The sequence below is a fragment of the Pseudomonas sp. NFPP02 genome (assembly GCF_900119355.1).
In the GTDB taxonomy this organism is placed as follows: Bacteria; Pseudomonadota; Gammaproteobacteria; order Pseudomonadales; family Pseudomonadaceae; genus Aquipseudomonas; species Aquipseudomonas paracarnis.
Genome location: NZ_FPJI01000002.1, coordinates 376292 through 400411 on the forward strand (window position 1 = coordinate 376292; position 24120 = coordinate 400411).

17 protein-coding genes are annotated in these 24120 nt (G+C 61.5%); 14 read left to right on the plus strand and 3 right to left on the minus strand.

Annotation, left to right across the window (positions count from 1 at the left end):
• Positions 1-2: 2 nt before the first annotated feature.
• Positions 3-2648 carry a pyruvate dehydrogenase (acetyl-transferring), homodimeric type gene (gene aceE, locus BT204_RS05110; protein ID WP_003187985.1) on the minus strand — a complete coding sequence of 882 codons (2646 nt, stop codon included), beginning with the start codon at positions 2646-2648 and terminating at the stop codon, positions 3-5.
• A gap of 383 nt (positions 2649-3031) precedes the next feature.
• Here aceE and glnE point away from each other — a divergent pair, with 383 nt between their 5' ends.
• The 8 genes from glnE to BT204_RS05150 all read left to right on the plus strand — a co-directional run bounded on the left by glnE (position 3032) and on the right by BT204_RS05150 (position 13151).
• Entirely contained in the window at positions 3032-5971 is a 2940-nt protein-coding gene (gene glnE, locus BT204_RS05115) for a bifunctional [glutamate--ammonia ligase]-adenylyl-L-tyrosine phosphorylase/[glutamate--ammonia-ligase] adenylyltransferase (protein WP_057975422.1), read from the plus strand.
• A gap of 221 nt (positions 5972-6192) precedes the next feature.
• On the plus strand, positions 6193-7227 hold the full coding sequence (gene waaF / locus BT204_RS05120) for a lipopolysaccharide heptosyltransferase II (RefSeq protein WP_054918888.1): 1035 nt from the start codon (positions 6193-6195) through the stop codon (positions 7225-7227).
• 1 nt (position 7228) lies between these two features.
• The gene (waaC, locus tag BT204_RS05125) at positions 7229-8290 is read left to right on the plus strand and encodes a lipopolysaccharide heptosyltransferase I (RefSeq protein WP_072445860.1); all 1062 of its coding nucleotides are present in this window, start codon (positions 7229-7231) and stop codon (positions 8288-8290) included.
• On the plus strand, positions 8290-9414 hold the full coding sequence (locus BT204_RS05130) for a glycosyltransferase family 4 protein (RefSeq protein ID WP_014716627.1): 1125 nt from the start codon (positions 8290-8292) through the stop codon (positions 9412-9414). Before waaC ends, BT204_RS05130 begins: the two co-directional genes overlap by 1 nt.
• Positions 9411-10217, plus strand: a complete 807-nt coding sequence (rfaP, locus tag BT204_RS05135) for a lipopolysaccharide core heptose(I) kinase RfaP (RefSeq protein WP_014716628.1) — start codon at positions 9411-9413, stop codon at positions 10215-10217. The genes BT204_RS05130 and rfaP overlap by 4 nt, the downstream gene beginning before the upstream one ends.
• A complete protein-coding gene (locus BT204_RS05140; RefSeq protein WP_003187993.1) occupies positions 10217-10951 on the plus strand; it encodes a lipopolysaccharide kinase InaA family protein in 735 nt (244 codons plus the stop codon). Before rfaP ends, BT204_RS05140 begins: the two co-directional genes overlap by 1 nt.
• Positions 10948-11700 (plus strand): lipopolysaccharide kinase InaA family protein, encoded by a 753-nt coding sequence (locus BT204_RS05145; protein WP_034125618.1) that lies wholly within the window; start codon positions 10948-10950, stop codon positions 11698-11700. Before BT204_RS05140 ends, BT204_RS05145 begins: the two co-directional genes overlap by 4 nt.
• Positions 11700-13151, plus strand: a complete 1452-nt coding sequence (locus tag BT204_RS05150) for a lipopolysaccharide kinase InaA family protein (RefSeq protein WP_057975424.1) — start codon at positions 11700-11702, stop codon at positions 13149-13151. The genes BT204_RS05145 and BT204_RS05150 overlap by 1 nt, the downstream gene beginning before the upstream one ends.
• A gap of 98 nt (positions 13152-13249) precedes the next feature.
• Here BT204_RS05150 and BT204_RS05155 read toward each other — a convergent pair whose 3' ends face one another.
• Positions 13250-15328 (minus strand): TonB-dependent receptor family protein, encoded by a 2079-nt coding sequence (locus BT204_RS05155; protein ID WP_054896242.1) that lies wholly within the window; start codon positions 15326-15328, stop codon positions 13250-13252.
• Between the two features lie 203 nt (positions 15329-15531).
• On the opposite strand from BT204_RS05155, the gene BT204_RS05160 reads away from it, so the two are divergent.
• The 6 genes from BT204_RS05160 (at position 15532) to BT204_RS05185 (ending at position 22156) form a co-directional block, all read left to right on the plus strand.
• On the plus strand, positions 15532-15867 hold the full coding sequence (locus BT204_RS05160; protein ID WP_054896243.1) for a YceK/YidQ family lipoprotein: 336 nt from the start codon (positions 15532-15534) through the stop codon (positions 15865-15867).
• 119 nt (positions 15868-15986) lie between these two features.
• The gene (locus BT204_RS05165; RefSeq protein ID WP_072445862.1) at positions 15987-17744 is read left to right on the plus strand and encodes a carbamoyltransferase family protein; all 1758 of its coding nucleotides are present in this window, start codon (positions 15987-15989) and stop codon (positions 17742-17744) included.
• Entirely contained in the window at positions 17745-18641 is an 897-nt protein-coding gene (locus BT204_RS05170; RefSeq protein WP_072445864.1) for a GNAT family N-acetyltransferase, read from the plus strand.
• A complete protein-coding gene (locus tag BT204_RS05175; protein ID WP_072445866.1) occupies positions 18638-20044 on the plus strand; it encodes a PIG-L deacetylase family protein in 1407 nt (468 codons plus the stop codon). The genes BT204_RS05170 and BT204_RS05175 overlap by 4 nt, the downstream gene beginning before the upstream one ends.
• Before the next feature lie 85 nt (positions 20045-20129).
• Positions 20130-21278, plus strand: coding sequence for a glycosyltransferase family 4 protein (locus BT204_RS05180; RefSeq protein ID WP_054896246.1), 1149 nt, complete (start codon positions 20130-20132; stop codon positions 21276-21278).
• Positions 21275-22156 (plus strand): glycosyltransferase, encoded by an 882-nt coding sequence (locus tag BT204_RS05185; RefSeq protein ID WP_072445868.1) that lies wholly within the window; start codon positions 21275-21277, stop codon positions 22154-22156. The genes BT204_RS05180 and BT204_RS05185 overlap by 4 nt, the downstream gene beginning before the upstream one ends.
• Positions 22157-22276: 120 nt before the next feature.
• Here BT204_RS05185 and BT204_RS05190 read toward each other — a convergent pair whose 3' ends face one another.
• Complete coding sequence (locus BT204_RS05190; protein ID WP_072445870.1) at positions 22277-24118, minus strand: O-antigen ligase family protein; 1842 nt, start codon at positions 24116-24118, stop codon at positions 22277-22279.
• Between the last annotated feature and the right edge of the window lie 2 nt (positions 24119-24120).

Here is a 24120-nt window from a genome sequence, read left to right on the forward strand (position 1 = left end):
CCTCAGCAGTCCAGTGGGTTGCGTTTTTCCGGGTTGATCCCGAACTTGACGATGGCGTCAGCCACCACCTTGGGTTCGATCTCACCACGGTCAGCCAAGGCTTCCAGGGCTGCCAACACCACGAAGTGACGGTCGACTTCGAAGAAGTGACGCAGCTTCTTGCGGCTGTCACTGCGGCCGAAACCATCGGTGCCCAGGACTTTGAATTCCTTGGACGGGACCCACTGGCGAATTTGTTCAGCAAACAGTTTCATGTAGTCGGTAGAGGCAATGACTGGACCCTTACGGCCGGCCAGGCACTCTTCGACGTAGCTCTTGGCTGGCTTCTGGCCAGGGTGCAGACGGTTGCTGCGCTCTACGGCCAGGCCATCGCGACGCAGTTCGTTGAAGCTGGTGACGCTCCATACGTCGGCACCGACGTTGAACTCGTCGCGCAGGATCTTCGCCGCTTCACGTACTTCACGCAGGATAGTGCCGGAGCCCATCAGCTGTACGTGGTGCGCCGCTTCCTTGGTGTCTTCTTCGAGCAGGTACATGCCCTTGATGATGCCTTCTTCCACACCGGCCGGCATGGCTGGCTGCTGGTAGGACTCGTTCATCACGGTGATGTAGTAGAAAACGTCCTGCTGCTCTTCGGTCATCTTCTTCATGCCGTCCTGGATGATCACCGCCAGCTCATAGCCGTAGGTTGGATCAAAGGTGCGGCAGTTCGGGATGGTGGCAGCCAGGATGTGGCTGTGACCGTCTTCGTGTTGCAGGCCTTCGCCGTTCAGCGTGGTGCGGCCGGCGGTGCCGCCGATCAGGAAGCCACGGGTGCGGCTGTCGCCAGCGGCCCAAGCCAGGTCGCCGATACGCTGGAAGCCGAACATCGAGTAGAAGATGTAGAACGGCAGCATTGGCTGGTTGTGGCTGGAGTACGAAGTACCGGCAGCGATGAAGGAGCTCATGGCGCCCGCTTCGTTGATGCCTTCTTCGAGGATCTGGCCCTTCTTGTCTTCCTTGTAGAACATCACCTGGTCTTTATCGACTGGCTCGTAGAGCTGGCCGACGGAGGAGTAGATGCCCAACTGACGGAACATGCCTTCCATACCGAAGGTACGGGCTTCGTCCGGAATGATCGGGACGATGCGCGGGCCGATGTCCTTGTCCTTGACCAGCTGCGCCAGGATGCGCACGAAGGCCATGGTGGTGGAGATTTCACGGTCGCCCGAGCCGTCAAGGATAGCCTTGAGGGTGCTCAGGTCTGGCGTCGGTACGCTGAAGCTGTTGGCGCGGCGCTGTGGTACGAAACCGCCCAGTGCGCTGCGACGCTCGCTCAGGTAGCGGGCTTCGGCGCTGTTTGGCTCTGGCTTGAAGAACGGCAGGTTCTCCAGCTCTTCGTCCTTGACCGGGATGTCGAAGCGGTCGCGGAACAACTTCAGGCTGTCGACATCGACTTTCTTGGTGTTGTGCGCGGTGTTCTTCGCTTCGCCGGCACCGGTGCCATAACCCTTGATGGTCTTGGCCAGGATGACGGTGGGTTGTTCTTTGTGGTTGACCGCTTCGTGGTACGCCGCGTAGACCTTGTACGGGTCGTGGCCGCCACGGTTGAGCTTCCAGATTTCGTCGTCGGACAGGTCGGCAACCATGGCCTTGAGTTCAGGCGTGTTGAAAAAGTGCTCGCGAACGAACGCGCCGTCTTTGGCCTTGTAGTTCTGGTACTCGCCGTCGATGACTTCGTCCATGCGACGTTGCAGGATACCGTCGACGTCCTTGGCCAGCAGTGGGTCCCAGAAACGGCCCCAGATGACTTTGGTCACGTTCCACTGAGCACCGCGGAACACGCCTTCGAGTTCCTGGATGATCTTGCCATTGCCGCGAACCGGGCCGTCGAGGCGCTGCAGGTTGCAGTTGATGACGAAGATCAGGTTGTCGAGCTTCTCGCGGCCGGCCAGGGAGATGGCGCCCAGGGATTCCGGTTCGTCGCACTCGCCGTCGCCCAGGAAGCACCAGACTTTCTGCTTGCCTTCCGGGATGAACCCACGGGCTTCCAGGTACTTCATGAAGCGTGCCTGGTAGATCGCCTGGATCGGGCCAAGGCCCATGGAAACGGTCGGGAACTGCCAGAAGTCAGGCATCAGCCAAGGGTGAGGGTAGGACGACAGGCCCTGACCGTCGACTTCCTGGCGGAAGTTGTTCATTTGTTCTTCGCTGATGCGACCTTCCATGAACGCACGGGCGTAGACGCCTGGCGAGGTGTGGCCCTGGAAGTAGATCAGGTCGCCGCCGTGTTCGTCGGTCGGGGCCTGGAAGAAGTAGTTGAAGCCGATGTCATACAGGGTTGCGCTGGAAGCGAAGCTGGAGATGTGACCGCCCAGGTCCGAATCTTTCAAGTTCGTGCGCATTACCATCGCCATGGCGTTCCAACGTACCAGCGAGCGAATGCGGCGTTCCATGAACAGGTCGCCAGGCATGCGTGCTTCGTGGGTAACGGGGATGGTGTTGCGGTATGGCGTAGTGATGGCGTAAGGCAGTTGCGAGCCGCTGCGGGTCGCGAGTTCGCCCATACGGGTCATCAGGTAGTGAGCACGGTCTTCGCCTTCTTTGTCGAGAACCGATTCCAGGGCGTCCAGCCATTCCTGGGTTTCGACGGGATCGAGGTCTTGCATGGCTTGCTCCAGGGCGGAAAGGCTACCAGAATCGGTTGCCTGAAGTTTGCGACTGGCCTTGTGGGCAGACGACATAAATTCTTGGATGGCCGAAGGTTGCTTCGGCGTCCTGTAGTTTTACTACAAATCGTCGGCCATTTCAGCCTTTCGAATGTATATACGAGTAGTAAAACTACACAAGACTGAGCGTATGGCTCGGTCTTGCTGGTGAGCATAATCGTTATTGTTGGTCTATTGCGAACAAGAAAAGGTGAAACTTTGATATTGCCTGCCAAGATTAATTTAATTTCAGCTATTTCTAACCTTTGTTCGACAGTCCTTCACCGAGCATGGCTCTTGCCTTCACAACTACACGCCATTTACACGCCGATCAAGGATAGACCATGAGCCTTCCAACGCTGGCCGAACTGCCGGCCATTCTGTTGCCTTACGCCAACCGGGCCGAACAGTCATTTCGTGACGCGGTGGCCGCGCTGGATGACGATCATGGCCTTTCTGCGTGGGCGCCGCAACGGTGGGCCGACTTCGCCCGCGTGTGCGCCGCCAGTGATTTCGTCATTGAACAGAGTGTTCGTGACCCTTTGATGTTGCTGGAGTTGGTGGCCTGGGGCGAGCTGGACCGCGGTTTCGCGCCCGGCGAGCTATGCAGCCAGATAGCCGGTGCCGTGCAACAGGCCGAAACAGAAGATGAACTGGGCCGCGTGCTGCGCCGCCAACGCACGCGCCAGCAGGTGCGCATCATCTGGCGCGACCTCACACGCCAGGCCGACCTGGTGCAAACCTGTCGCGATCTGTCCGACATGGCCGACGCCTGCATCGACCAGGCCTATCAATGGCTGTACCAGCGCCACTGCGCCCAGTTCGGCACGCCGACCGGCGCACGCAGCGGCGAGGCACAGCACATGGTCATCCTCGGCATGGGCAAGCTCGGTGCAGTGGAGCTGAACCTGTCGTCGGATATCGACTTGATCTTCGCTTATCCCGAAGGTGGTGAAACGGTGGGCGTGAAGCGCGCCCTGGATAATCAGGAGTTCTTTATTCGCCTGGGTCAAAAACTGATCAAGGCCCTGGACCCGATGACCGTCGATGGTTTTGTCTTCCGCGTCGACATGCGCCTGCGCCCCTACGGTTCGGCCGGCGCCCTGGTGCTGAGCTTCAACGCGCTGGAGCAGTACTACCAGGACCAGGGTCGGGACTGGGAGCGCTACGCCATGATCAAGGCGCGGGTGGTGGCCGGCGACCAGGTGGCTGGCGCGCAACTGCTCGACATGCTGCGCCCGTTTGTCTTTCGCCGTTATCTGGACTTCTCGGCCATCGAAGCGCTGCGCACCATGAAGCAACTGATCCAGCAGGAAGTGCGGCGAAAGGGCATGGCCGACAATATCAAGCTGGGCGCGGGCGGCATTCGTGAGGTGGAATTTATCGCGCAGGCATTCCAACTGATCCATGGCGGCCGCGACCTCAGCCTGCAGCAACGCCCGCTGTTGAACGTGCTGGGCACGCTGGAAGGCCAGGGGTATTTGCCCGCGGCGGTGATCAGCGAGCTGCGCAGCGGTTACGAGTTCCTGCGCTACACCGAGCATGCGATCCAGGCGATTGCCGACCGCCAGACGCAAATGCTGCCGGACAGCCCCGAAGACCAGGCACGCATTGCCTTTATGTTGGGCTTCAGTGACTGGGGCGCGTTCCATGAGCGACTGATGTACTGGCGTGGCCGTGTGGATTGGCACTTTCGCCAGGTGATTGCCGACCCTGATGAAGAAGAGGGCGAAGAAAGCGAATTGGTGGTCGGTGGTGAATGGCTGCCGCTGTGGGAGGAGTCCCAGGATGACGACGCCGCGTGTCGCCAACTGAGTGAAGGCGGTTTCACCGATGCCCCCAAGGCCCTCAAGGCCTTGGCCAGCCTGCGCGCCAGCCCGCAGTTGCGCGCCATGCAGCGCCTGGGGCGCGAGCGCCTGGATGCGTTCATCCCGCGCCTGCTGGCCCAGGCCGTTGAACATGCCAACCCGGACCTGGTCCTGGAGCGCGTGTTGCCGCTGGTGGAAGCCGTTGCCCGGCGTTCGGCCTACCTGGTGTTGCTGACTGAGAACCCCGACGCCCTGCGTCGCCTGCTGACATTGTGCGCGGCCAGCCCGTGGATCGCCGAGCAGATCACCCGTTTTCCGCTGTTGCTGGACGAATTGCTCAACGAAGGCCGCTTGTTCAAGCCGCCGCTGGCGCCGGAGCTGGCCGCTGAGTTGCGCGAGCGCCTCACGCGCATTCCCGAAGATGACCTTGAGCAGCAAATGGAAGCCTTGCGCCATTTCAAACTGGCGCACCGCCTGCGGGTGGCCGCTTCCGAAATCGCCGGCAGCCTGCCGTTGATGAAGGTCAGCGACTACCTCACCTGGCTGGCCGAAGCGATTCTTGAACAAGTGCTGGCCCTGGCCTGGCGCCAGACGGTCGCCCGTCACGGCTCGCCGCAGCGACTGGACGGCACCCTGTGCGATCCTGGGTTCATCATTGTCGGTTATGGAAAAGTGGGCGGCATCGAACTGGGGCATGGTTCGGACCTGGACCTGGTGTTTATCCATGACGGCGACCCCCAGGCCGAGACGGACGGTGCCAAGCCGATCGATGGCGCGCAATTCTTCACACGCCTGGGCCAGCGCATCATTCACCTGCTGACCACCCAGACCAACTCCGGCCAGCTGTATGAAGTGGACATGCGCCTGCGACCTTCCGGCGCATCCGGCTTGTTGGTGAGTTCCCTGGGGGCGTTTGATCGGTATCAACAAAATGAAGCCTGGACCTGGGAGCATCAGGCCCTGATCCGCGCGCGGGTACTGGTGGGCAGCCAGGATGTGGGCCAGGCGTTCGAGCAGGTACGGGCTAACGTGTTGGGGCGTGAGCGGGACTTGGAGAAGCTGCGCCAGGAGGTCAGCGAGATGCGTGCCAAGATGCGTGACAACCTGGGCACCAAGGCCACGACGGCCGGCAGGGGCGCCAATGCCTTCGAGGCCACGGCGCTGTTCGACCTCAAGCAGGACGCCGGAGGTATCGTCGATATTGAATTTATGGTGCAATACGCGGCTTTGGCGTGGTCTGCGCAACATCCATCGTTGCTGCGCTACACCGACAATATCCGCATTCTGGAGGGCCTGGAGCAGGTCGGGCTCATGCCCGCCGCCGATGCCCATTTGCTGCGTGAAGTGTACAAGGCTTACCGCTCAGCCGCGCACCGCCAGGCTTTGCAGAACGAGGCCGGTACGGTAGCCGGGGACCAGTTCGCCGACGAGCGGCGACAGGTGATGCGAATCTGGCAGGCGCTGGGCTTAAATTGAAACTCGACTGATTGGCGTCGCCAATTTTTATATGGGATGCGGATTGATGTGGGAGCCGGGCTTGCCCGCGATGCAGGCGCCTCGGTTTATCAGGGATAGCGAGGTGATGCGATCGCAGGCAAGCCAGCTCCCACATAAAGATGCTCCCTGGCGCACCGCGATCTACAGTCATTATCGAGGCGGGGAGGCATAGGCCTCCCCGCATCGTTTGTGGAAACTACATGAATATTCTGATCGTTGGGCCCAGTTGGGTCGGTGACATGGTGATGGCACAGACACTGTTTCAGTGCCTGCGCCTGCGCTATCCAGACTGCCAGATCGACGTGCTCGCCCCTGAGTGGAGCCGGCCGATCCTTGAGCGCATGCCCGAGGTGCGCAAGGCCTTGAGCTTCCCGCTCGGCCACGGCGCCCTTGAGTTGGCGACCCGCCGACGCATCGGCAAGTCCATGGCCGGCCAGTACGACCAGGCGATCCTGCTGCCTAACTCGCTGAAGTCGGCGCTGGTGCCGTACTTTGCCGGTATCCCCAAGCGCACCGGCTGGCGCGGCGAGTTTCGCTATGTGCTGCTCAACGACGTGCGCACCCTGGATAAAGCCCGTTACCCGTTGATGATCGAACGCTTTATGGCTTTGGCCTACGAGCCGGGTGCTGAACTGCCCAAGCCGTACCCACGCCCCAGCTTGCAGATCGACCCGGTGACCCGCGACGCGGCGCTGGCCAAGTTCGGCCTCACCCTGGATCGGCCCGTATTGGCCTTGTGCCCTGGCGCCGAGTTTGGCGAGTCCAAGCGCTGGCCGTCGGAGCATTACGCCAAAGTCGCTGATACCAAGATCCGCGAAGGCTGGCAGGTGTGGTTGTTCGGTTCCAAGAACGATCATTCGGTGGGCGAAGACATTCGCCAGCGCCTTATACCCGGCCTGCGTGAAGAAGCGGTGAACCTCAGTGGCGACACGTCCCTGGCTGAGGCCATCGACCTGTTGTCGTGCGCCGACTCGGTGGTGTCCAACGATTCCGGCCTGATGCATGTGGCGGCGGCGCTGAACCGTCCGCTGGTGGCCGTGTACGGCTCCACATCCCCAGGCTTCACTCCGCCGTTGGCCGACAAGGTCGAAGTGGTGCGCCTGGGTCTGGATTGCAGTCCGTGTTTTGACCGCACCTGCCGCTTCGGCCACTACAACTGCCTGCGCCAGTTGCTGCCCCAGCCGGTAACCGATGCCTTGCAGCGTTTGCAGGGCGACGTGGTCGAGGTTCACTGAGTTGCGGGTTCTGGTAATCAAGACCTCATCCCTGGGCGACGTGATCCATGCCTTGCCGGCCCTCACTGATGCAGCACGGGCGATTCCCGGCATTCGGTTCGACTGGGTGGTGGAAGAAGGCTTTGCCGAAATCCCAACCTGGCACCCGGCGGTCGACAAGGTCATCCCGGTAGCGATTCGCCGCTGGCGCAAGAACCTCTGGCAAACCATCAAGAGCGGTGAATGGCGGCGGTTCAAGCAGGCGGTGCAGTCGACCAAATATGACCTGGTGATCGATGCCCAGGGCTTGCTCAAAAGCGCCTGGCTGACCCGCTATGTGCGGGAGCCCATCGCCGGCTTCGACAAAGATTCTGCGCGTGAACCCCTGGCTGCGCGCTTTTATTCGCGGCGCCTGGCCGTGGCCCGTGGGCAGCATGCGGTGGAGCGCTTGCGCCAGCTGTTCGCCGTGGCGCTGGGCTACGACCTGCCCCAACGCCTGGGCGACTACGGCCTGAGCGTTGAAAAGCTGCTTGGCCTGCCGCCGAAAAAACCGTTCGTATTGCTGCTGCACGGTACTACCTGGGACACCAAGCACTGGCCCGAAGCCTATTGGCGCGAGCTGGCCGAACGCATGGGCCGTTTGGGCGTCGATGTAAAGCTGCCGTGGGGCAACGCCGCCGAAAAGGCGCGGGCCGAACGCCTGGCCCTCGGCCTGCCCAACGCCGAAGTGTTGCCCAAGCTCAACCTGGCGGGCGTTGCCCGTGTCTTGGCGAGCGCCCGTGCCTGCGTGGCCGTCGACACCGGCCTTGGCCACTTGGCGGCGGCATTGGACGTGCCGACCATTTCCCTGTTCGGCCCCACCAACCCAGGCCTCACCGGTGCCTACGGCAAGGGCCAGATTCACTTGGCCAGCGACTGGCCGTGTGCGCCTTGCCTGCAAAAACAGTGCACTTATCAACCCACTGCCGACGACCTGCGGCGGTTCGACATCGCCCGCGAGTCGCCCCTGTGCTTCACGCGCTTGAACCCTGAGCGTGTCGCAAGCCGGCTGAGCACGTTGTTACTGGCCGAGGAGCAGCACTGATGCAACTGGCTTTTGTTCTGTACAAGTACTTTCCTTTCGGTGGCCTGCAGCGCGACTTCATGCGCATCGCCCTGGAATGCCAGCAGCGCGGCCACAGCATTCGGGTGTACACCCTGATCTGGGAAGGCGATATCCCGCCAGGCTTTGAGGTGCTGGTGGCGCCGGTCAAGGCCTTGGTCAACCACCGCCGCAACGAAAAGCTCTACGCCTGGATCCAGGCCGACCTGGCCAAGCGCCCAGTGGACCGCGTGGTGGGCTTCAACAAGATGCCGGGGTTGGACCTGTATTTTGCCGCCGACGGTGTGTTCGAGGACAAGGCCCAGACCCTGCGCAACCCGATGTATCGCTGGTTCGGGCGCTACAAGCACTTTGCCGAATACGAGCGCGCCGTGTTCGATAAAAACGCCAAGACGCAGATCATGGTGTTGTCCGAGCATCAGCAACAGCTGTTTACCCAGTATTACGGCACCCAGGCCGAGCGTTTTCACCTGTTGCCACCGGGTATTGCCCGCGACCGCCGCGCGCCGCCGAACGCTGCCGAGATCCGCGCCGAGTTCCGCGCTGAATTCGGCTTGGCCGAGGATGATCTGCTGTTGGTGCAGATCGGTTCGGGGTTCAAGACCAAGGGCGTCGACCGCAGCCTCAAGGCGCTGGCCGCTCTGCCTTCGCGCCTGAAGAAACGCACCCGGCTATTTGTAATTGGCCAGGACGACCCCAAAGTATTCCAATTGCAGAGCGCGGCGCTGGGCCTGGGCGACCAGGTGCAGTTCTTCAAGGGCCGCAATGATATTCCGCGTTTCCTGCTGGGGGCGGACCTGTTGATTCACCCTGCGTACAACGAGGCGGCCGGCATGGTGCTGGTCGAAGCGGTGGTCGCCGGCCTCCCGGTACTGGTGAGCCAGGTGTGCGGCTATGCGTTCTACATCGACAAGGCCCAGAGCGGCCGGGTGTTGGACGAGCCGTTCGAGCAAACCCAGCTCAACCAGTATCTGGTCGATATGCTCGACGACCCACAAGCGCGTGCGACCTGGAGTCGCAATGGTCTGGCCTTCGCCGAGACGGCCGACCTCTTTAGCATGCCGCAGTACGCTGCGGACCTGATTCTGGCGGAGCCAAACCGATGAAGTTGATTCTAGCCGAACCCTTCAAGACCCTGTGGGCCGGACGCGATGCGTTCGCCGAGGTCGAGAAGCTGGAAGGCCAGGTGTTCCGCGAGCTGGCCGCTCGCCGTACGTTGCGTACGGTGGTCGAGGGCCAGCCTTATTTTGTGAAGATCCACCGTGGGATCGGCTGGGGCGAAATCCTCAAGAACCTGGTTACTGCCAAATTACCGGTGTTGGGCGCGGGCCAGGAGTGGGTGGCGATCCAGCGCTTGCAGGCGCTTGGTGTACCGACCATGACCGCCGTGGCGTTCGGTGAAAAAGGCAGCAACCCGGCCGACCAGCACTCGTTCATCATCACCCAGGAACTGACCCCCATCATCAGCCTGGAAGACCTGACCCTCGACTGGGTCAAGCAACCGCCCGTGCCGGCGATCAAGCATGCCTTGACCCTTGAACTGGCGCGTACCGTGGGCGCGATGCACCGCGGTGGCGTCAACCACCGTGACTGCTACCTCTGCCATTTCCTGCTGCACACCGACCGGCCCATCAGTGTCGACAACCTCAAGCTGTCGGTGATCGACCTGCACCGTGCCCAGGTGCGTGCGACGATCCCCGTGCGCTGGCGCAACAAAGACTTGGCCGGCCTGTATTACTCCGCGTTGGAGATCGGCTTGACCCAGCGCGACAAGCTGCGTTTTCTCAAGGCCTATTTCCAGCAGCCGCTGCGCCAGATCCTGGCGGAGCAAACCGCGCTGTTGTCTGCGCTGGAACGCATGGCAGCAAAGCTGTATGCGCGTAAACAACGATACGGGGATGCGATCTGATGGCGGGTTGGAATCTGGAACCTGCCTACGCCGCCCTGGCGGATGACTTTGGAAGCCTGGACGCGGTGTTCGCCTTGCAAGGCGAGCGGCTGACCCGCGACCCGTTGTCGGAAGTGATTCGGGTGGAGCGTGGCGGGGTCAATTATTACGTCAAGCGCTACGTAGGTGCCGGCAAGGGCCTGCGTCGTTACCTGGGTCGGCCGCGGGTGAAGTCCGAATGGCAGAACCTCAAGCGTTTCGCCAAGTGGGGCATCCCCACCGCCGACGTGGTGGCCTGGGGCCTGGACCGCAAGGGCCTGGCCTATAACCGTGGCGCCATGATCACCCGTGAACTGCCCAAGACCGAAGATCTGTCGGTGCTGGCCGAGCGTCACGATGAGCGCCTCAAAGACCCCCGGTGGGTCGATGGCATCAGCCGCCAGCTCGCCGAATACACGCGCACCATGCACGATCACCGCTTCACCCATAACGACTTGAAGTGGCGCAACCTGCTGGTGGACGACCAGCGCACCCTGTACCTGATCGACTGCCCCAACGGTGATTTCTGGCGCGGCTTCTGGCTCAAGTACCGCATCACCAAGGACTTGGCCTGCCTGGACAAAGTCGCCAAGTATCACTTGTCGGCCACCCAGCGCCTGCGTTTCTACCTGCAATATCGCCAGCGCGCGCACCTGACCGCGTCGGACAAACAGCGAATTCGCCATGTGGTGAAGTTTTTCGAGGGACGCGAATGAGTGACTTCCTGGCGGCTGAAGACCGCGCTCTGCTTGAGCGCAACGGCCTGGCGACCTTCGACGCCCTGTGGGCCAAGCAACTGGATGCGGTGGACGAGCCGAACACCAGCGGCGACGGTTGGAGCAGTGTGTATCGCCTGGAGCTTGAGGGGCAGGGCTACTACCTCAAACGCCAGAGCAACTACCTCACACGCACCTTGCACCGGCCGTTTGGCGAGCCGAGTTTTGCCCGCGAGTTTCGCAACATCAGCCTGTATCGAAAGCTCGGCATCCCGGCCCTGCAAGCGGCGTTCTTCGGTGAGCGCAAGGTCAAGGGCGAGCGCCGGGCGATGCTGCTCACCCGTGCGCTGGATGGCTGGAATGACCTGGATTCGTTGCTGGAGCAGTGGGCGCAATTGAGCGCAGCACAGCACAGTGCGATCCTGTTGGCCTGCGGCAAGCTGGCGCGTCATCTGCACAGCGTCGGGCAGGTGCATGGCTGTTTTTACCCCAAGCATATTTTCCTGCAGCCTGCCGGTGAGGGGTATGCCGCACAGTTGATCGACCTGGAGAAAACCCGCCCGCTGTTGTTTGGCTGGCGTGACCGGGTCAAGGACCTGGAACCTTTGCTGCGCCGCGCGCCGCAATGGTCGGATGCGCAGGTGCGCCAACTGCTGGCGGCGTACCTTGAGCAGCCCGAGGACGGTGCCCTGGTGTCCACTTGGCACCAGCGCCTGACCGCGCGCCGCAGCCACAAGGAGAACCGCTGATGCGTTTATCCGAGCTGAAATCGGCTGGGCGTACCCCCAGCCTGCCACTGACCCTTGACCTGGCGGATGCCGCCGGCCCTGGGCAATTGCAATTGCTGAGCCTGCTGCGGGTGTTGCCGGGGCAGCGCTACGTGGGTGCCGCCGTGTGGCGCGGTCGCCCGGTGTTGGCCAAGTTGTTGGTGGGCAGCAAGGCGGCGCGGCATTTTCAGCGTGAGCTCACGGGTGTGCGTCTGTTGGCTGAGCAAGGCCTGACCACGCCGTTGCTGCTGGCCGATGGCTTGCAGGACGGCGAGGGTGGTTGGCTGCTGTTTGAATTTATCGAGGGGGCCCAAAGCCTGTCCGACGCTTGGCTCGCCGTCGAAAACCTGCCGCCGTTGGCGGACGAACAAACCGCTGTGCTCGCCGAAGCGCTGGGCGCGATCGCCCAGATGCATGCCAAGGGCCTGTGGCAAGAAGACCTGCACCTGGACAACTTGTTGCGCAAGGATGGCAAGCTGTATCTGATCGATGGCGCCGGCATTCGTGTCGAAGAGGCGGGCAAGGCGCTGTCGCGCAATCGAGTGCTGGAGAACCTCGGTGTGTTCTTCGCCCAACTGCCGAAAAACCTCGAACCTTTTACCGAAGAGTTGCTGGTGTATTACTTGCTGGCCAACGGCGAACACGCCTTGCCAATGCAAGCCCTGGAAAAACAGGTGCGTAAAGTCAGCGCCTGGCGCTTGAGAGACTACCTGGACAAGACCGGCCGCGAATGCACGCTGTTCAGTGTGGTGCGCGGCGCTTTTGGCTTGCGTGCGATCCGCCGCGAAGAGGAAGCTGCGATGGTGCCGGTGCTTGAGCAAGCCGATGCGTTGCTCGACCAGGGTCACCTGTACAAGACCGGTGGCGCGGCGAGCGTGGCCAAGGTCGACGTGGCCGGCCGGCCGCTGGTGATCAAGCGCTACAACATCAAGGGTTTTGCCCATTGGCTCAAGCGCTTCTGGCGCCCGAGCCGCGCCTGGCACTCCTGGCGCGAAGGCAACCGCCTGGCCTTCCTGGGCTTCGCCACACCCAAGCCGCTGGCGGTGCTGGAGAAACGGTTCCTGTGGTTGCGCAGCCGCGCCTATCTGGTCACCGAATACCTGCCTGGGCCGGACATCATCGAGCGCTTTGCGCCGTATGTGGAGAGCGGCGAGGCGCCCGAGAGCGAGTTGCAGGCGCTGGACCAGCTGTTTGCCGACTTGATCCGCGAGCGCATCAGCCATGGGGATTTCAAGGGCCATAACCTGTTCTGGAATGACGGGCGCTGGGCGATGATTGACCTGGATGCGATGTGCCAGCACTCTTCCGCTGCCAGCTTTGCGCCGGCCTATGCCAAAGACCGTGCAAGGTTTATGCGTAACTGGCCGCAGGGCAGTGCGCTGTACCAGGTGATTGACCAGCGCTTGCCCAAAGAGGCGGGTGTCGGCAGTTAAACCTATCGCGGGCAAGCCCGCTCCCACACTTGATCTGTGAACGCGGTCAAAATGTGGGAGCGGGCTTGCCCGCGATGGCGCCCGTCCAGGCGCTGCATTCAGAACTGGTACTGCGCCCCAGCCCCCGCATACCACGAGCGCCCCGGCGCCGCTTCGTAGTAGCGGTTATTGCCATCCCCCACAATCACCGACCCCACGTACTGACGATCCAGCAGATTATCCAGGCGCAGGGTCTGGTGAAAGGTCCAGTGCTCTACCTTCTGCTCAAACCGTGCGCGCCAGTTGAAGACGCTGTAGGCCGGCGCGGCGTGTTGTTGGTTGGTGTCTTCTACGTAGACCTTGCTGCGGTACATGCCTTCGATGGCGGTGCTGACCCAGTCCCGTGGTTTCCAGTTCAGTTCGGCGAACAGGGTGGTTTGTGGCACGCCGGGGAGGTAGTTGCCTTTGTCGATGGTGTTGGCGCCGCTGGTAAAGTCGCTGTCGTAGGTTGCGTGCAGGCGGGTGTAGGCGAGGCTGGTGCTCCAGTGGTCGCTCAGCTGGCTTTCAACACCCAGTTCGAAGCCGCGGCGCAACGTGCGACCGGCGTTCTGGTAGCTGGTACGGCCACCGATGGATTGCTGCACCACCAGTTCGTCCTCGGTGGTGATCTGGAAAATGGCGGCGTTGATCCGCGTGTTGTTCAGTTGCGCTTTCACGCCCATTTCATATTGCGTGCTTTCAGACGGCTTCAAGCCGAAGTTGAAGCCCTCGGCGTTGCCCGGTGCATAGGCCAGCTCGGCCTGAGTCGGGGTTTCAAAGCCTTTGCCTGCGCTGATGTAGGCGTGCAAGTCGGGGGTGAACGCGTACATCACGCTCATCGAAGGGGTGTTTTTCTGGTAGGTCTTGTTGCCGCTGGCGTCGCCATTGCTCAGGAACTGATCGTCAACGTCCATTTGCATCGTGCTGTGGCGCACGCCGGCTTGCAGGGTCCAGCGGTCGAGGGCCCAGTTGGCTTGGATATACGGGTCGAGGCTGCGAGCCGTGTCGATTTCGTCGCGGCGTAGTTGGCCTTTCACGCCGAGGGTGTTGCCGCTGTAGTTCTGATAGCCATGGCGGCTGTCTTCGCTTTGGTCGAAGTCCAGGCCGGTAATGATCGTCAGCTCGCCAGGCGCGCTTTCGATGGGCTGCAGCCAGCGCACGCTGCCGCCGTAGAACTTTCGATCAAATTGCACTACGCCACCGCCGCGTTCGTTGGCGGGCGTGCCCTTGGGGATCGACAGGTACTGAATCACACTGCGCCTCCCGGTGTAGGTATTGACCTGCAAGGTCGCGCCACCGAAATACCGCTCGTAATTCATCCCCAATTGCTGGTGATCGATACTTTTACGCGTGTTGTAGTTCAGCGCATTGGCGCTTACCGAGCGCGGGTCTGCCTTGTACGCTGCCCAGGTTTGCCCCAGTGGATCTTGCGTACCGTTCTGCTCCAGGCTGCTGTAGATCAATGCCAGCTTGCTGTCGTCATCGGGCTCGACATTGAGCTTGGCGAAGGTCTGGTCGCGGCGCGCGCTGCTGTGATCGCGGTAGCCGTTGGTGTCCATGCGCGAGGCGTCGAGCACAAACCCGGCGCCATTCGCCGCGCCCTCGGCGCTGAGGTGGTTCTTGTTCAGGCCGTCGCTGCCCACCAGGGTTTCGGCGCCGATACGCGGCGGGCCTTCACCGTCGCGGGAGAACATCTGGATCACGCCCCCGGCGTTGCTGCCATACAGCGTCGCCGCCGGGCCGCGCAGCACTTCGATGCGCTCGGCCGTGTCGAGGTTGAACGTCGCGGCCTGGCCCTGGCCATCCGGGGTACTGGCGGGGATGCCGTCGGCGATCAGCTTGATGCCGCGCACGCCGAATGCTGAACGGGCGCCGAAGCCTCGGGACGAGATCTGCAGGTCTTGCGCGTAATTCTGACGGTTCTGCACCACCAGGCCGGGCACGCGGGACAGGGCTTCGGAGGCGTTGATGCCGAGCTGGCCGTCACTGATCTGCTCGCGGTTGATGCCGTCCACGGAATAGGGCAAATCGAACGTCGGGCTGGCGCTGCGCGAGCCGGTGACCACGCTGGGGTCCAGGATCAGGGGCGTATTGTCGGCCTGGGCGGTGTTACACAGGCCCAGCAGTAAGGCAAGGCAGGTTGGGGCAGAAGGAGTCATGAAAAGGCCGGTTGGTAGCGCGCAAGTGAGGGGCGTAGGCGAAAATGTTACAAGTTTAACGACTCGCCCTCTGATTTGCCGAAATCCTTACCGCTGGGCGCAATGGGATGCATCCTACGCTTAGCGTCGACTGCGTAAGCCTGAAGCCTTGGTTCTGTGGTGTTAGGTTTTCGGTCTTTATTAACAAACAAGAAGAATCAACTATGCGGACTCCTATTCTGAGGTTGCTGGTATTGCTGGGAATATCGTTGCTCATGGGCGGCTGCGGCACTACGACCACGGTACTGCGTGGCGATGACGTCACTGTTCTGAACCTCAAGAGGAAGAAAACGTACTGCAACTCTGTTCCGCGTGTTTATAGCGGCGTGGTTTATGACTTGTGTGTCTTGCATGGACCGCCGAACTCCGCAAGTGATCTCTCGCTGAATGGTATTCCCTGGGGCATTCTTGATGTGCCCGTTTCTGCTGTCCTGGACACGCTCGTCCTGCCCTACACGATCTACCGCCAAAGCGCGGACGGCAGCATCGAGCTGCGCTAACAGCTTCCTACTGCTTTTAAGCTATAATCCCGCCCTTTAGCTGTTTCCCGCCCCGGCGGGAAACACACTTTTTTCAGGCGCGATGCGCCTGCATGCAGACTAAAAGAGGCTAGACCCCAGTGGCATTGACGATTCTTGGCCTGTCCGGCGCCCTTAGCCATGATCCTTCCGCAGCCCTGTATATCGACGGCAAGCTGATTGCGGCCGCCGAAGAAGAGCGCTTCGTACGCGACAAACATGCAAAGAACCGCATGCCCTACGAGTCGGCGAAGTTCTGCCTGGAGCAGGCTGGCATCAAGCCTTCGGACGTTGACGTGGTGGCGATCCCGTTCGCCCCGATAAGCCTGTTCGGCGAGGCGCGCTGGCACTACGCCAAGCGTTACTGGTACGCCCCGGACCGCGCCCTTGACGCGATCCTGATGGGCAACCGTCGCTACAAGCGCTATCGCAACAAGATCGTCTGGTGCCTGGAGCAACTGGGCTTCGATCCGAAGAAAATCAAGATTGAACCGGTAGAACACCACCTGGCTCACGCATCCAGCGCCTACCACTGCTCGGGCTTCCAGGAAAAAACCGCTATCCTGGGCATTGACGGCAAGGGCGAGTACGCCACTACCTTCTTTGGCTACGGCGAAAACGGCAAGATCCACAAGATCAAGGAATTCTACGATCCGGACTCCCTCGGCGGCCTGTACGGCGCAATCACCGAGTTCCTCGGTTTCGAGATGCTCGATGGTGAGTTCAAGGTCATGGGCATGGCGCCGTACGGCGATGCCAGCAAATACGACTTCTCGCGCCTGGCCTCCTTTGAAAACGGCGAACTGGTGATCAACACCGACTACGCCAACGTCATCGGCCTGCGCCGCTACAAAGAGAAGGGCAAGGGGTTCTACTTCTCGCCAAAACTGATCGAGTGGCTGGGGCCGAAACGCGAAGGCGACATCGCCGACGAACCGTACATCCACTATGCAGCCAGCATGCAGGCGCTGTTCGAAAAACTGGCCTTGCAGATGATCGAACACTACCTGGGCGACATCCTCAAGGACACCGGCAAGCTGGCCTTCGCCGGCGGCTGTGCGCTGAACGTCAAGCTGAACCAGAAAATCATTGCCCGTGACGACGTCAAAGAGCTGTTCGTACAGCCGGCTTCCGGCGATGCCGGCACCGCCGTCGGTGCGGCGGCCTACGTGTCCCATGCTCGTGGCGTACCGGTCGAGAAGATGGAACACGTCTACCTCGGCCCGTCCTACAGCAACGAAGACGTGATCGCCGCGTGCGCCAAGCACGAGAGCAAGCCGAACTGGCGCAAGATCGAGAACATGCCTAAGCGCATTGCCAAGATCATGGTCGACGGCAACCCGGTGGCCTGGTTCCAGGGCCGCATGGAGTTTGGCCCGCGTGCCTTGGGCGGTCGTTCGATCATCGGTTGCCCGAGTGCGACCGGCGTGGCGGATCGCATCAACCACCAGATCAAGTTCCGCGAGCGCTGGAGGCCTTTCTGCCCGTCGATGCTCGACACCGTGGCCCCGCAGATGATCAAGGTCGATCACCCGGCGCCGTTCATGACCTTCACTTTTGAAGTCGCCGAAGAGTGGAAGACCCGTGTACCGGAAGTGGTGCACGAAGACGGTACTTCCCGCGCCCAGGTGCTCAAGCGCGAATACAACCCGCGCTACTACGACATGATGAAAGAGCTGGAAGTGCTGACCGGTAACGGCGTGTCCCTGAACACCTCGCTCAACCGTCGTGGCGAAGCGATGATCTGCTCGCCGACCGACGCGCTGAACATGTTCTTCGGCTCGGACCTGCAGTACCTGATCATGGAAGACATCCTGGTGGTCAAGGACGGCGTGGACCCTTATGACGCCGTGGTTTAAATGCTGAACCGCTTCCAGGGCTGGCGTGAACGTGGCTGGGCGCCTGTCGAGGCCGAGGTTTACGCCCAGGCCTGGCAGCGTTACGGCGGCAGTGTGGCGACCCATCCCCAGGTGATTGAGCGGTTGGCCGGGCTGGCGCAGATACCTGTGCGCTACCTGGGCTGGGAGCACGGTGGTGAACTCAAGGGGGCAATCGCCACCTGGGGACGCGACCTGGCGCTGTCCAAGGATGTGCTCAAGCGCAGCGGCAAGAAAGGCCTGTTTGACCTGGGCAACGCCGAGATCATCCTGCCGATTGCTGCCGATGCGCAGCTGCCGTTGCGTCATCGTGCGCGCTACCTGTCGACGCTCAATCAAGGGCGCGTGAGCACCCTCAAGCCCCAGGCCGAGCAATTGGCCATGGCGCGTACTCCCGAAGACCTGTCGAAGAAGTTTCGCTACAACCAGCGGCGTGAACTGCGCCTGTTGGAAGAGGCGGGCGGCTTGGTAAGGGCGGTCAGTGAGTTTTCCAGCGTAGAACTGGCGGCGATCTATTGCGACCTGTTCCAGCGTCGTTGGGGCTTCCCGGCGGCGGGCGCGGCGCGTCTGGCCGAGGTGCTGGAGTTGCTCAAGGAATTCCTGTTCGGCTCGGTGCTGTTTCTGAACGACGCGCCGATTGCAGTGCAATTGGTGTATCAGGTGCAGTCCAACGAGTGGTTCAGTGCCGAGTATGTCAATGGCGGCGTCGACCCTGAAACCCGTGCATTCAGCCCCGGCAGCGTGCTGAGTTTTCTCAATACCCAAAGTGCCTGGGAGCAGGCGCGGGCGGCGAACAAGTCGCTGCGCTTCTCCTTCGGGCGTTCCGACCGTGAATACAAGGAGCGCTGGTGCAACCCGGTGCCGGTGTTCAGTGTATGAGCCGTAAACAGCAACTGCTCAAGCGCCATCGGCGTAACAAGCGTATTGCGCTATTGATCGGCGTGCTGGTGTTGGTCGCCACCGGCGTACTGGTCGCCTGGTGGTTGCCGCTGATCCTTGCGGTGCTGCTGTGGGCCGCCCATGAAGCCTGGTTTGCCGATCACCTGTTTTACTCGCCCAAAGACAGCTATGAGTACGCGTTCCCGGCCGGCAGCGAACAGCCCGGCTTGCGCCTGGAGGCGGGCCGGCTGTTGCTGGATGCGCCGTTGGCGGCGGATGAAACCCTGATCGTCGGCATTGAGTTGAAAAGTACCTGGCTGGGGCGTTTCTTCGACCCTGCGGTGGACCTGTTGGGCCTGCAAAGCCCGGACCGGCAAGCCTTCGAGCGCGGCGTCGCTGGGCGGCGTTATCTGAACCTGACCGGCGCCGCCGAAGCCTTGGCCGCGGGCAAGCTCGAATTGCGCGGGCGTTTTTGCCGGATAAAGGGGCAGCCGACGCTGTGGCGCTTTCGCCAGCCGGACTATCGCCAGCAACGTGTGATGGTGATCGCGCCCCATGCCGACGATGCCGAGCTGGCTGCGTTCAGCCTTTACAGCCAGGCGACTGAAAGCTGGATCGTCACGCTGACGGCCGGTGAAATCGAAGCTGAGCATTATCAGCACATGGGCCTGCCCAAGGCTGAAGCTGCGCGCCTCAAGGGCCGTTTGCGGGCCTGGGACAGCGTCGCCGTGCCCCGCTGGGCGGGCGTGCCCGAGGCGCAGTGCGTGCAGTTGGGGTACTTCTGCATGCAATTGCAAGCCATGCAGGCCGCGCCAGATCAGCCTCAAGCCTCCCGCGAAGCCGGTTTGGCCGATACGCGGCTGTTCCGCCAGTTCAATGGTTTTGCTCTGCCTGGCGATGCTGATGGTGCACCGACCTGGCATAACCTGATCGCCGACCTGCGGGCGCTGCTGCTCAAGGCGCGGCCCCAGGTCATCGTCTTGCCCACGCCGTTGCTTGACCCTCACGCCGACCATATCTGCGCCCACGCGGCAGTGCTGGAAGCCTTGCAGGGCCTGGAGTGGCAGCCCGACACATTGCTCGGCTACGCCAATCACCTGCATGATAACGACCGCTGGCCAATGGGCGATTCCGGCGCTGGCGTGGCGCTGCCGCCACGTTTCGATGGTGCTGTGGAACTGGTGCCGTGCAGTTTCGCTCTCGCCTTGAGCCAGCAGCAGGACAAGGCCATGGCCCTGGGCATGATGCACGACCTGCAGCCGCCAGCGCCGTTCAAGCGTCGAGTGCGTAGGTGGTTGCAGCAACTGCTGGCGGGCCGTAGTCCATCGCCCTATGGCGAGAACGAATTCTTCCGCAAGGCCGTGCGCCGTCACGAGCTGTTGTGGGTCCTGAAGCAGGACTGAGAGCCGATTGAAGGCAGGCCGTTATGCGCCTGTCGCCCTTTTTACCGGGCTGCATGCCCGTAGCCAGATCGCTGCATGGAGAGTTATGAAGCCTCGTTTCAAGGTTTTGCAGTTACAGCCGGACTACAACGTCAAGACCCATGACTTCGCGGACTTGGGTGAGCAAATCGTCAAATCCCTGCCGGCCGAGCGCTTCGAGGTGACCTCCGGATTTCTCAGTGGGCGCCCGCTGCCCGGCCAGCCCCTGAGCGTGGCCGAGCACTCCCATTATTTCGAGCTGCCGGAAAAGTCCCTCAAGGGCATTCGCTTTGGCGCCATGTGGCAGATCTACAAGTACTGCCGCGAGCAGAAGTTCGACGTGGTCATCTGTAACCGCTTCAAGTCGGTGAACATGATGCTGTCGCTCAACCGCTGGTTGAAGATCCCGCTGTGCATCGGCATCTCCCACGGCTTTGGCGAGTACGCCCGTGGTTACCGTCGGCGTCAGACCCAGCGCTGGGTCAGCCCGGCGTGGCGCTTTGTCGGGGTGTCCGAAGCGGTCAAGGACTACCTGGTAGACCTCAACTGCGGCTTCACCCGTGAGAACACCACCTACGTCACCAACGCTATCGACATTCCCCAGGCCGAGGCTTTGCAGCTGTCTCGTGAGGACGCGCGCAAGGCCCTGGGCCTGCCAACGGATGCACGGATGATCGGCGCCCTGGGCCGCCTCGTGCCGATCAAGGGCCATACCCACCTGCTGCAAGCCTTCGCCACGCTCAAGGACAAATACCCTGAGGCGCAGGTGGGGATTATTGGTTCCGGCCGTGCCGAAGCCGACCTGCGTGCCGACATCGAGCGCCTGGGCCTGACCGGCCGTGCGCACTTGCTGGGCTTTCGCGAAGACGGCATGAAGTACGTGCGTGGCTTCGATATCTGGACCATGCCGTCGCTGTTCGAAGGCCTGGGCCTGGCCTTGCTGGAAGGCATGAGCGGCCATCTGCCGGTGATTGCCTCCAACGGCCCGGCGATGCTGCCACTGGTGCATGGCGCGGGCGGCTTGTCCCATGATCCGGGCAACGTCGAACAATTGGCTGCGGCCCTGGACACTTACCTGGCCATGAGCGATGAACAATTGCGCGCCAAGGGTGAGGAGGTGTTCCGCTATCTGGAGGCCAACCACACCCTCGACGAGTTCAAGCACAAGTACCTGACCCTGATTGAAACCGGTTTGCGTGAAGTAGGTAGAGCATGAATCAGCAACAACCCCTGGTCTCGGTGATCATCGCTTCCTACAACCATGGTCAGTACATCGAGCAAAGCATTCTTAGCGTGCTGGGGCAGACCTACCCCAATATCGAGCTGTTGGTAGTCGACGACGGCTCCAAGGATGACAGCGTCGAACGCATCCAGCGCTTGCAGGCCGAGCACGGCTTTGATTTCCAGGTGCAGCAGAACCAAGGGCTCAGCGCGACCTTGAACGGTGCGGTCGCTCGCGCCAAGGGTAGCCTGATCGCACCGTTCGGCTCGGATGACATTATGTTGCCGGACCGTATTGCCACCCAGGTGGCGTATATGGACGGCAAGCCGAAAGTGGGCATGTGTGCTGGCAATATCGAGCTGATCGACGGGGATGGCAACCTGCACCCGGAGAAGAAACAGCGTCGCGACGTGCCGTTTCGCCGTCTGGACTTCGATGACCTGTTCCTGGACCGCAAGCCGTTTCCACCGGCGCCGACCATGCTGATTCGTCGCGAAGTGCTGGAGGAGGTCGGTGGTTTCGACCCGCAGATTCCCCTGGAAGACTTGCTGATCCAACTGAAGATCACGGCGGCGGGCTACACCATCGACGCCCTTGACGTGGTGATGGCCAAGTATCGCCAGCACGCCAGCAACACGTACAAGAACCACCGCTACATGATCCAGAACATCCTCAAGACCTACGCCAAGTTCAGCGAGCACCCGGCCTATGACGCGGTTCGCTACAACTTCCTGAACTCGATGTTTCTCAAGACCGCCGACCGCGACCGCCCGTTGGCGCGGGAGGTGCTCAAGCAGATCCCTTTGAAGTTCTGGGGGCGCAAGACCTTGCGCGGGCTAGTGCGGTTGTATCTGGCGCCGCTCAAGAACTGAACCGACGCCGCCCCCTGTAGGAGCTAGCTTGCTCGCGAAAAACGTCAACGATAACGCGTACTTCCTGAATAAACGCGGCGCCGGTGAGTTTTTCGCGAGCAAGCTCGCTCCTACAGGTGTTTACAGGCTCTGGACCTGCTCGCGGATTTTCGCAGTGGCCGCTGGGCTCGCCTCCGAGGCGTAACCTTTGACCAATTGTTCGAAGTGCGTTTCGAACAGCCAGTTGCGATCCTGAGGATAACGTTGCATGTGGCGCAGGTTGCGTTGGCGCAAGGCGTAACGCAGTGAAGACGGGTAGATGCGCAGGTCAGCCACGTCGATCAGGGCGAACTCACCGTCGTCCATCAACAACACGTTACCCAAGTGCAGCGAACGGAAGTACACGCCGCGCTCGTGCAGTTGCGCCATGAACCGTCCAAAGCGCTCAACCAGTGATTCACGCAGGCTGCTGTCCAGGCTTTGCAGCGCTTGGCGCAACGTCAGGCCGGGCAACGGCGTGTAGCGCACCGCGCTGCTGGCGTCGCTCAGGCGGTAGAGCCCGAGGATGTGCGGGGTAGGAATGCCCAGGGTGCGCAGTTGCTCGCTGTTGCTGGCAAAGCGCTCGGAGTACGGGTTGAAGCTGCCGGAGGTGTACCAGCGGCGTGGGCGGAACAGCTTGAGGAAACTGCCGTCCTCCAGGCGCAGGACTTTGGGACCCAGGCCATCGGCTTCAATCACATGGGCGTTGCTGCAAAGTTGTTCAAACGCTGCGGGCTTGAGGTTCTGCACCGGCATGCGCAGCAGGCTGCGATGGCGCTGGGCGAGGCTCAGGCCGGTGATAATTGCCAACGGAATCCACAGCAGGAACCAGTGCTCCTTAGGGCGCGACAGAATGCCGCCGCCCTCGGTCAGGCCCGCACCGATGCCGTAGGCCAGCAGTGACGAAGCCAGGATGAACAGCGGCTGGGCGCGTTGCTGCAGACTTTTGTATAGAGCCCAACCGAGCATGAAGGCCCAGGGGATAAAGCCGATGATGCCGACGTAATAAAGCACCCCGAGGGCGAAGCTGTGGGGTTCGCGCAGTTGGTAGCCATCGGATACGGTCAGGTATAGCTCGGAATCGTAGCTATGCCCAATCCAGGGGTGTTCGGCGATGAGCTGTAATGTCATGGTCCACAGTTCGAGTCGGAACGAGCTGCCGCGTCCAGTGATCATTTCGGGGAAAAACAACAAGAGCCCGGCTGCACCCAGCACCATACCGGCGAAAAGCATCGCTGCGCGGCGGTTACGGCTGACAAAGCTCAACCATAGGATGGCCAGCGTCAACGCTACTAATGCAGTACGTGAACCGGTTGCCAAAACCGCGGCGGTCATGACCGCCAGGGCCGGAACGCTGAACCACAGCACCTTGAGACGCTGGGTAGTCATGCAGACATACAGCCAGTACACCGTGAAAAAGCCAAACAGATGCGAGCTGAGCAGTGGGTTGTCCAGGGCGCCCAGGCCGCCGATCATGCGCATGCCGGGCGAATAACCCTTGGCGAACGCCACCAGGTTACCCAGGCTGACCACCAGCGCAATCACCGCAGCGCTGAAGAAGATCGGCTTGAACAATTCGTTGCGGTAATGCAGCAGCAGACCGCAGCCGCCAAACAGCATGAAGGTATTCAATGGTCGCTTGAACAGGTCAGTATCGGAACTGGGCGCCGGGCTCCAGAGCAGACTGGTCAACGCCCAGGCGGAGAACGCCAGGAACGCGATTGCCAGGGGCTCGCGCAGCAGGTCCTTGAATTCCCGAGGGCGCATGCACAACAGAAACAAGGTCGGTACGCTGAACAGGATGTAGACAATGCGGTGCAGTACATTGCGATTGCCGACAAAGAACAGTGCACTCAGGAGCAGCAGCAAGCCAACAGGCAAAATCCATAGGACCAGGAAGTCGAAAACGCGATTTGAGCCATAGGTAAGGCGCTTGGAGTGCATAC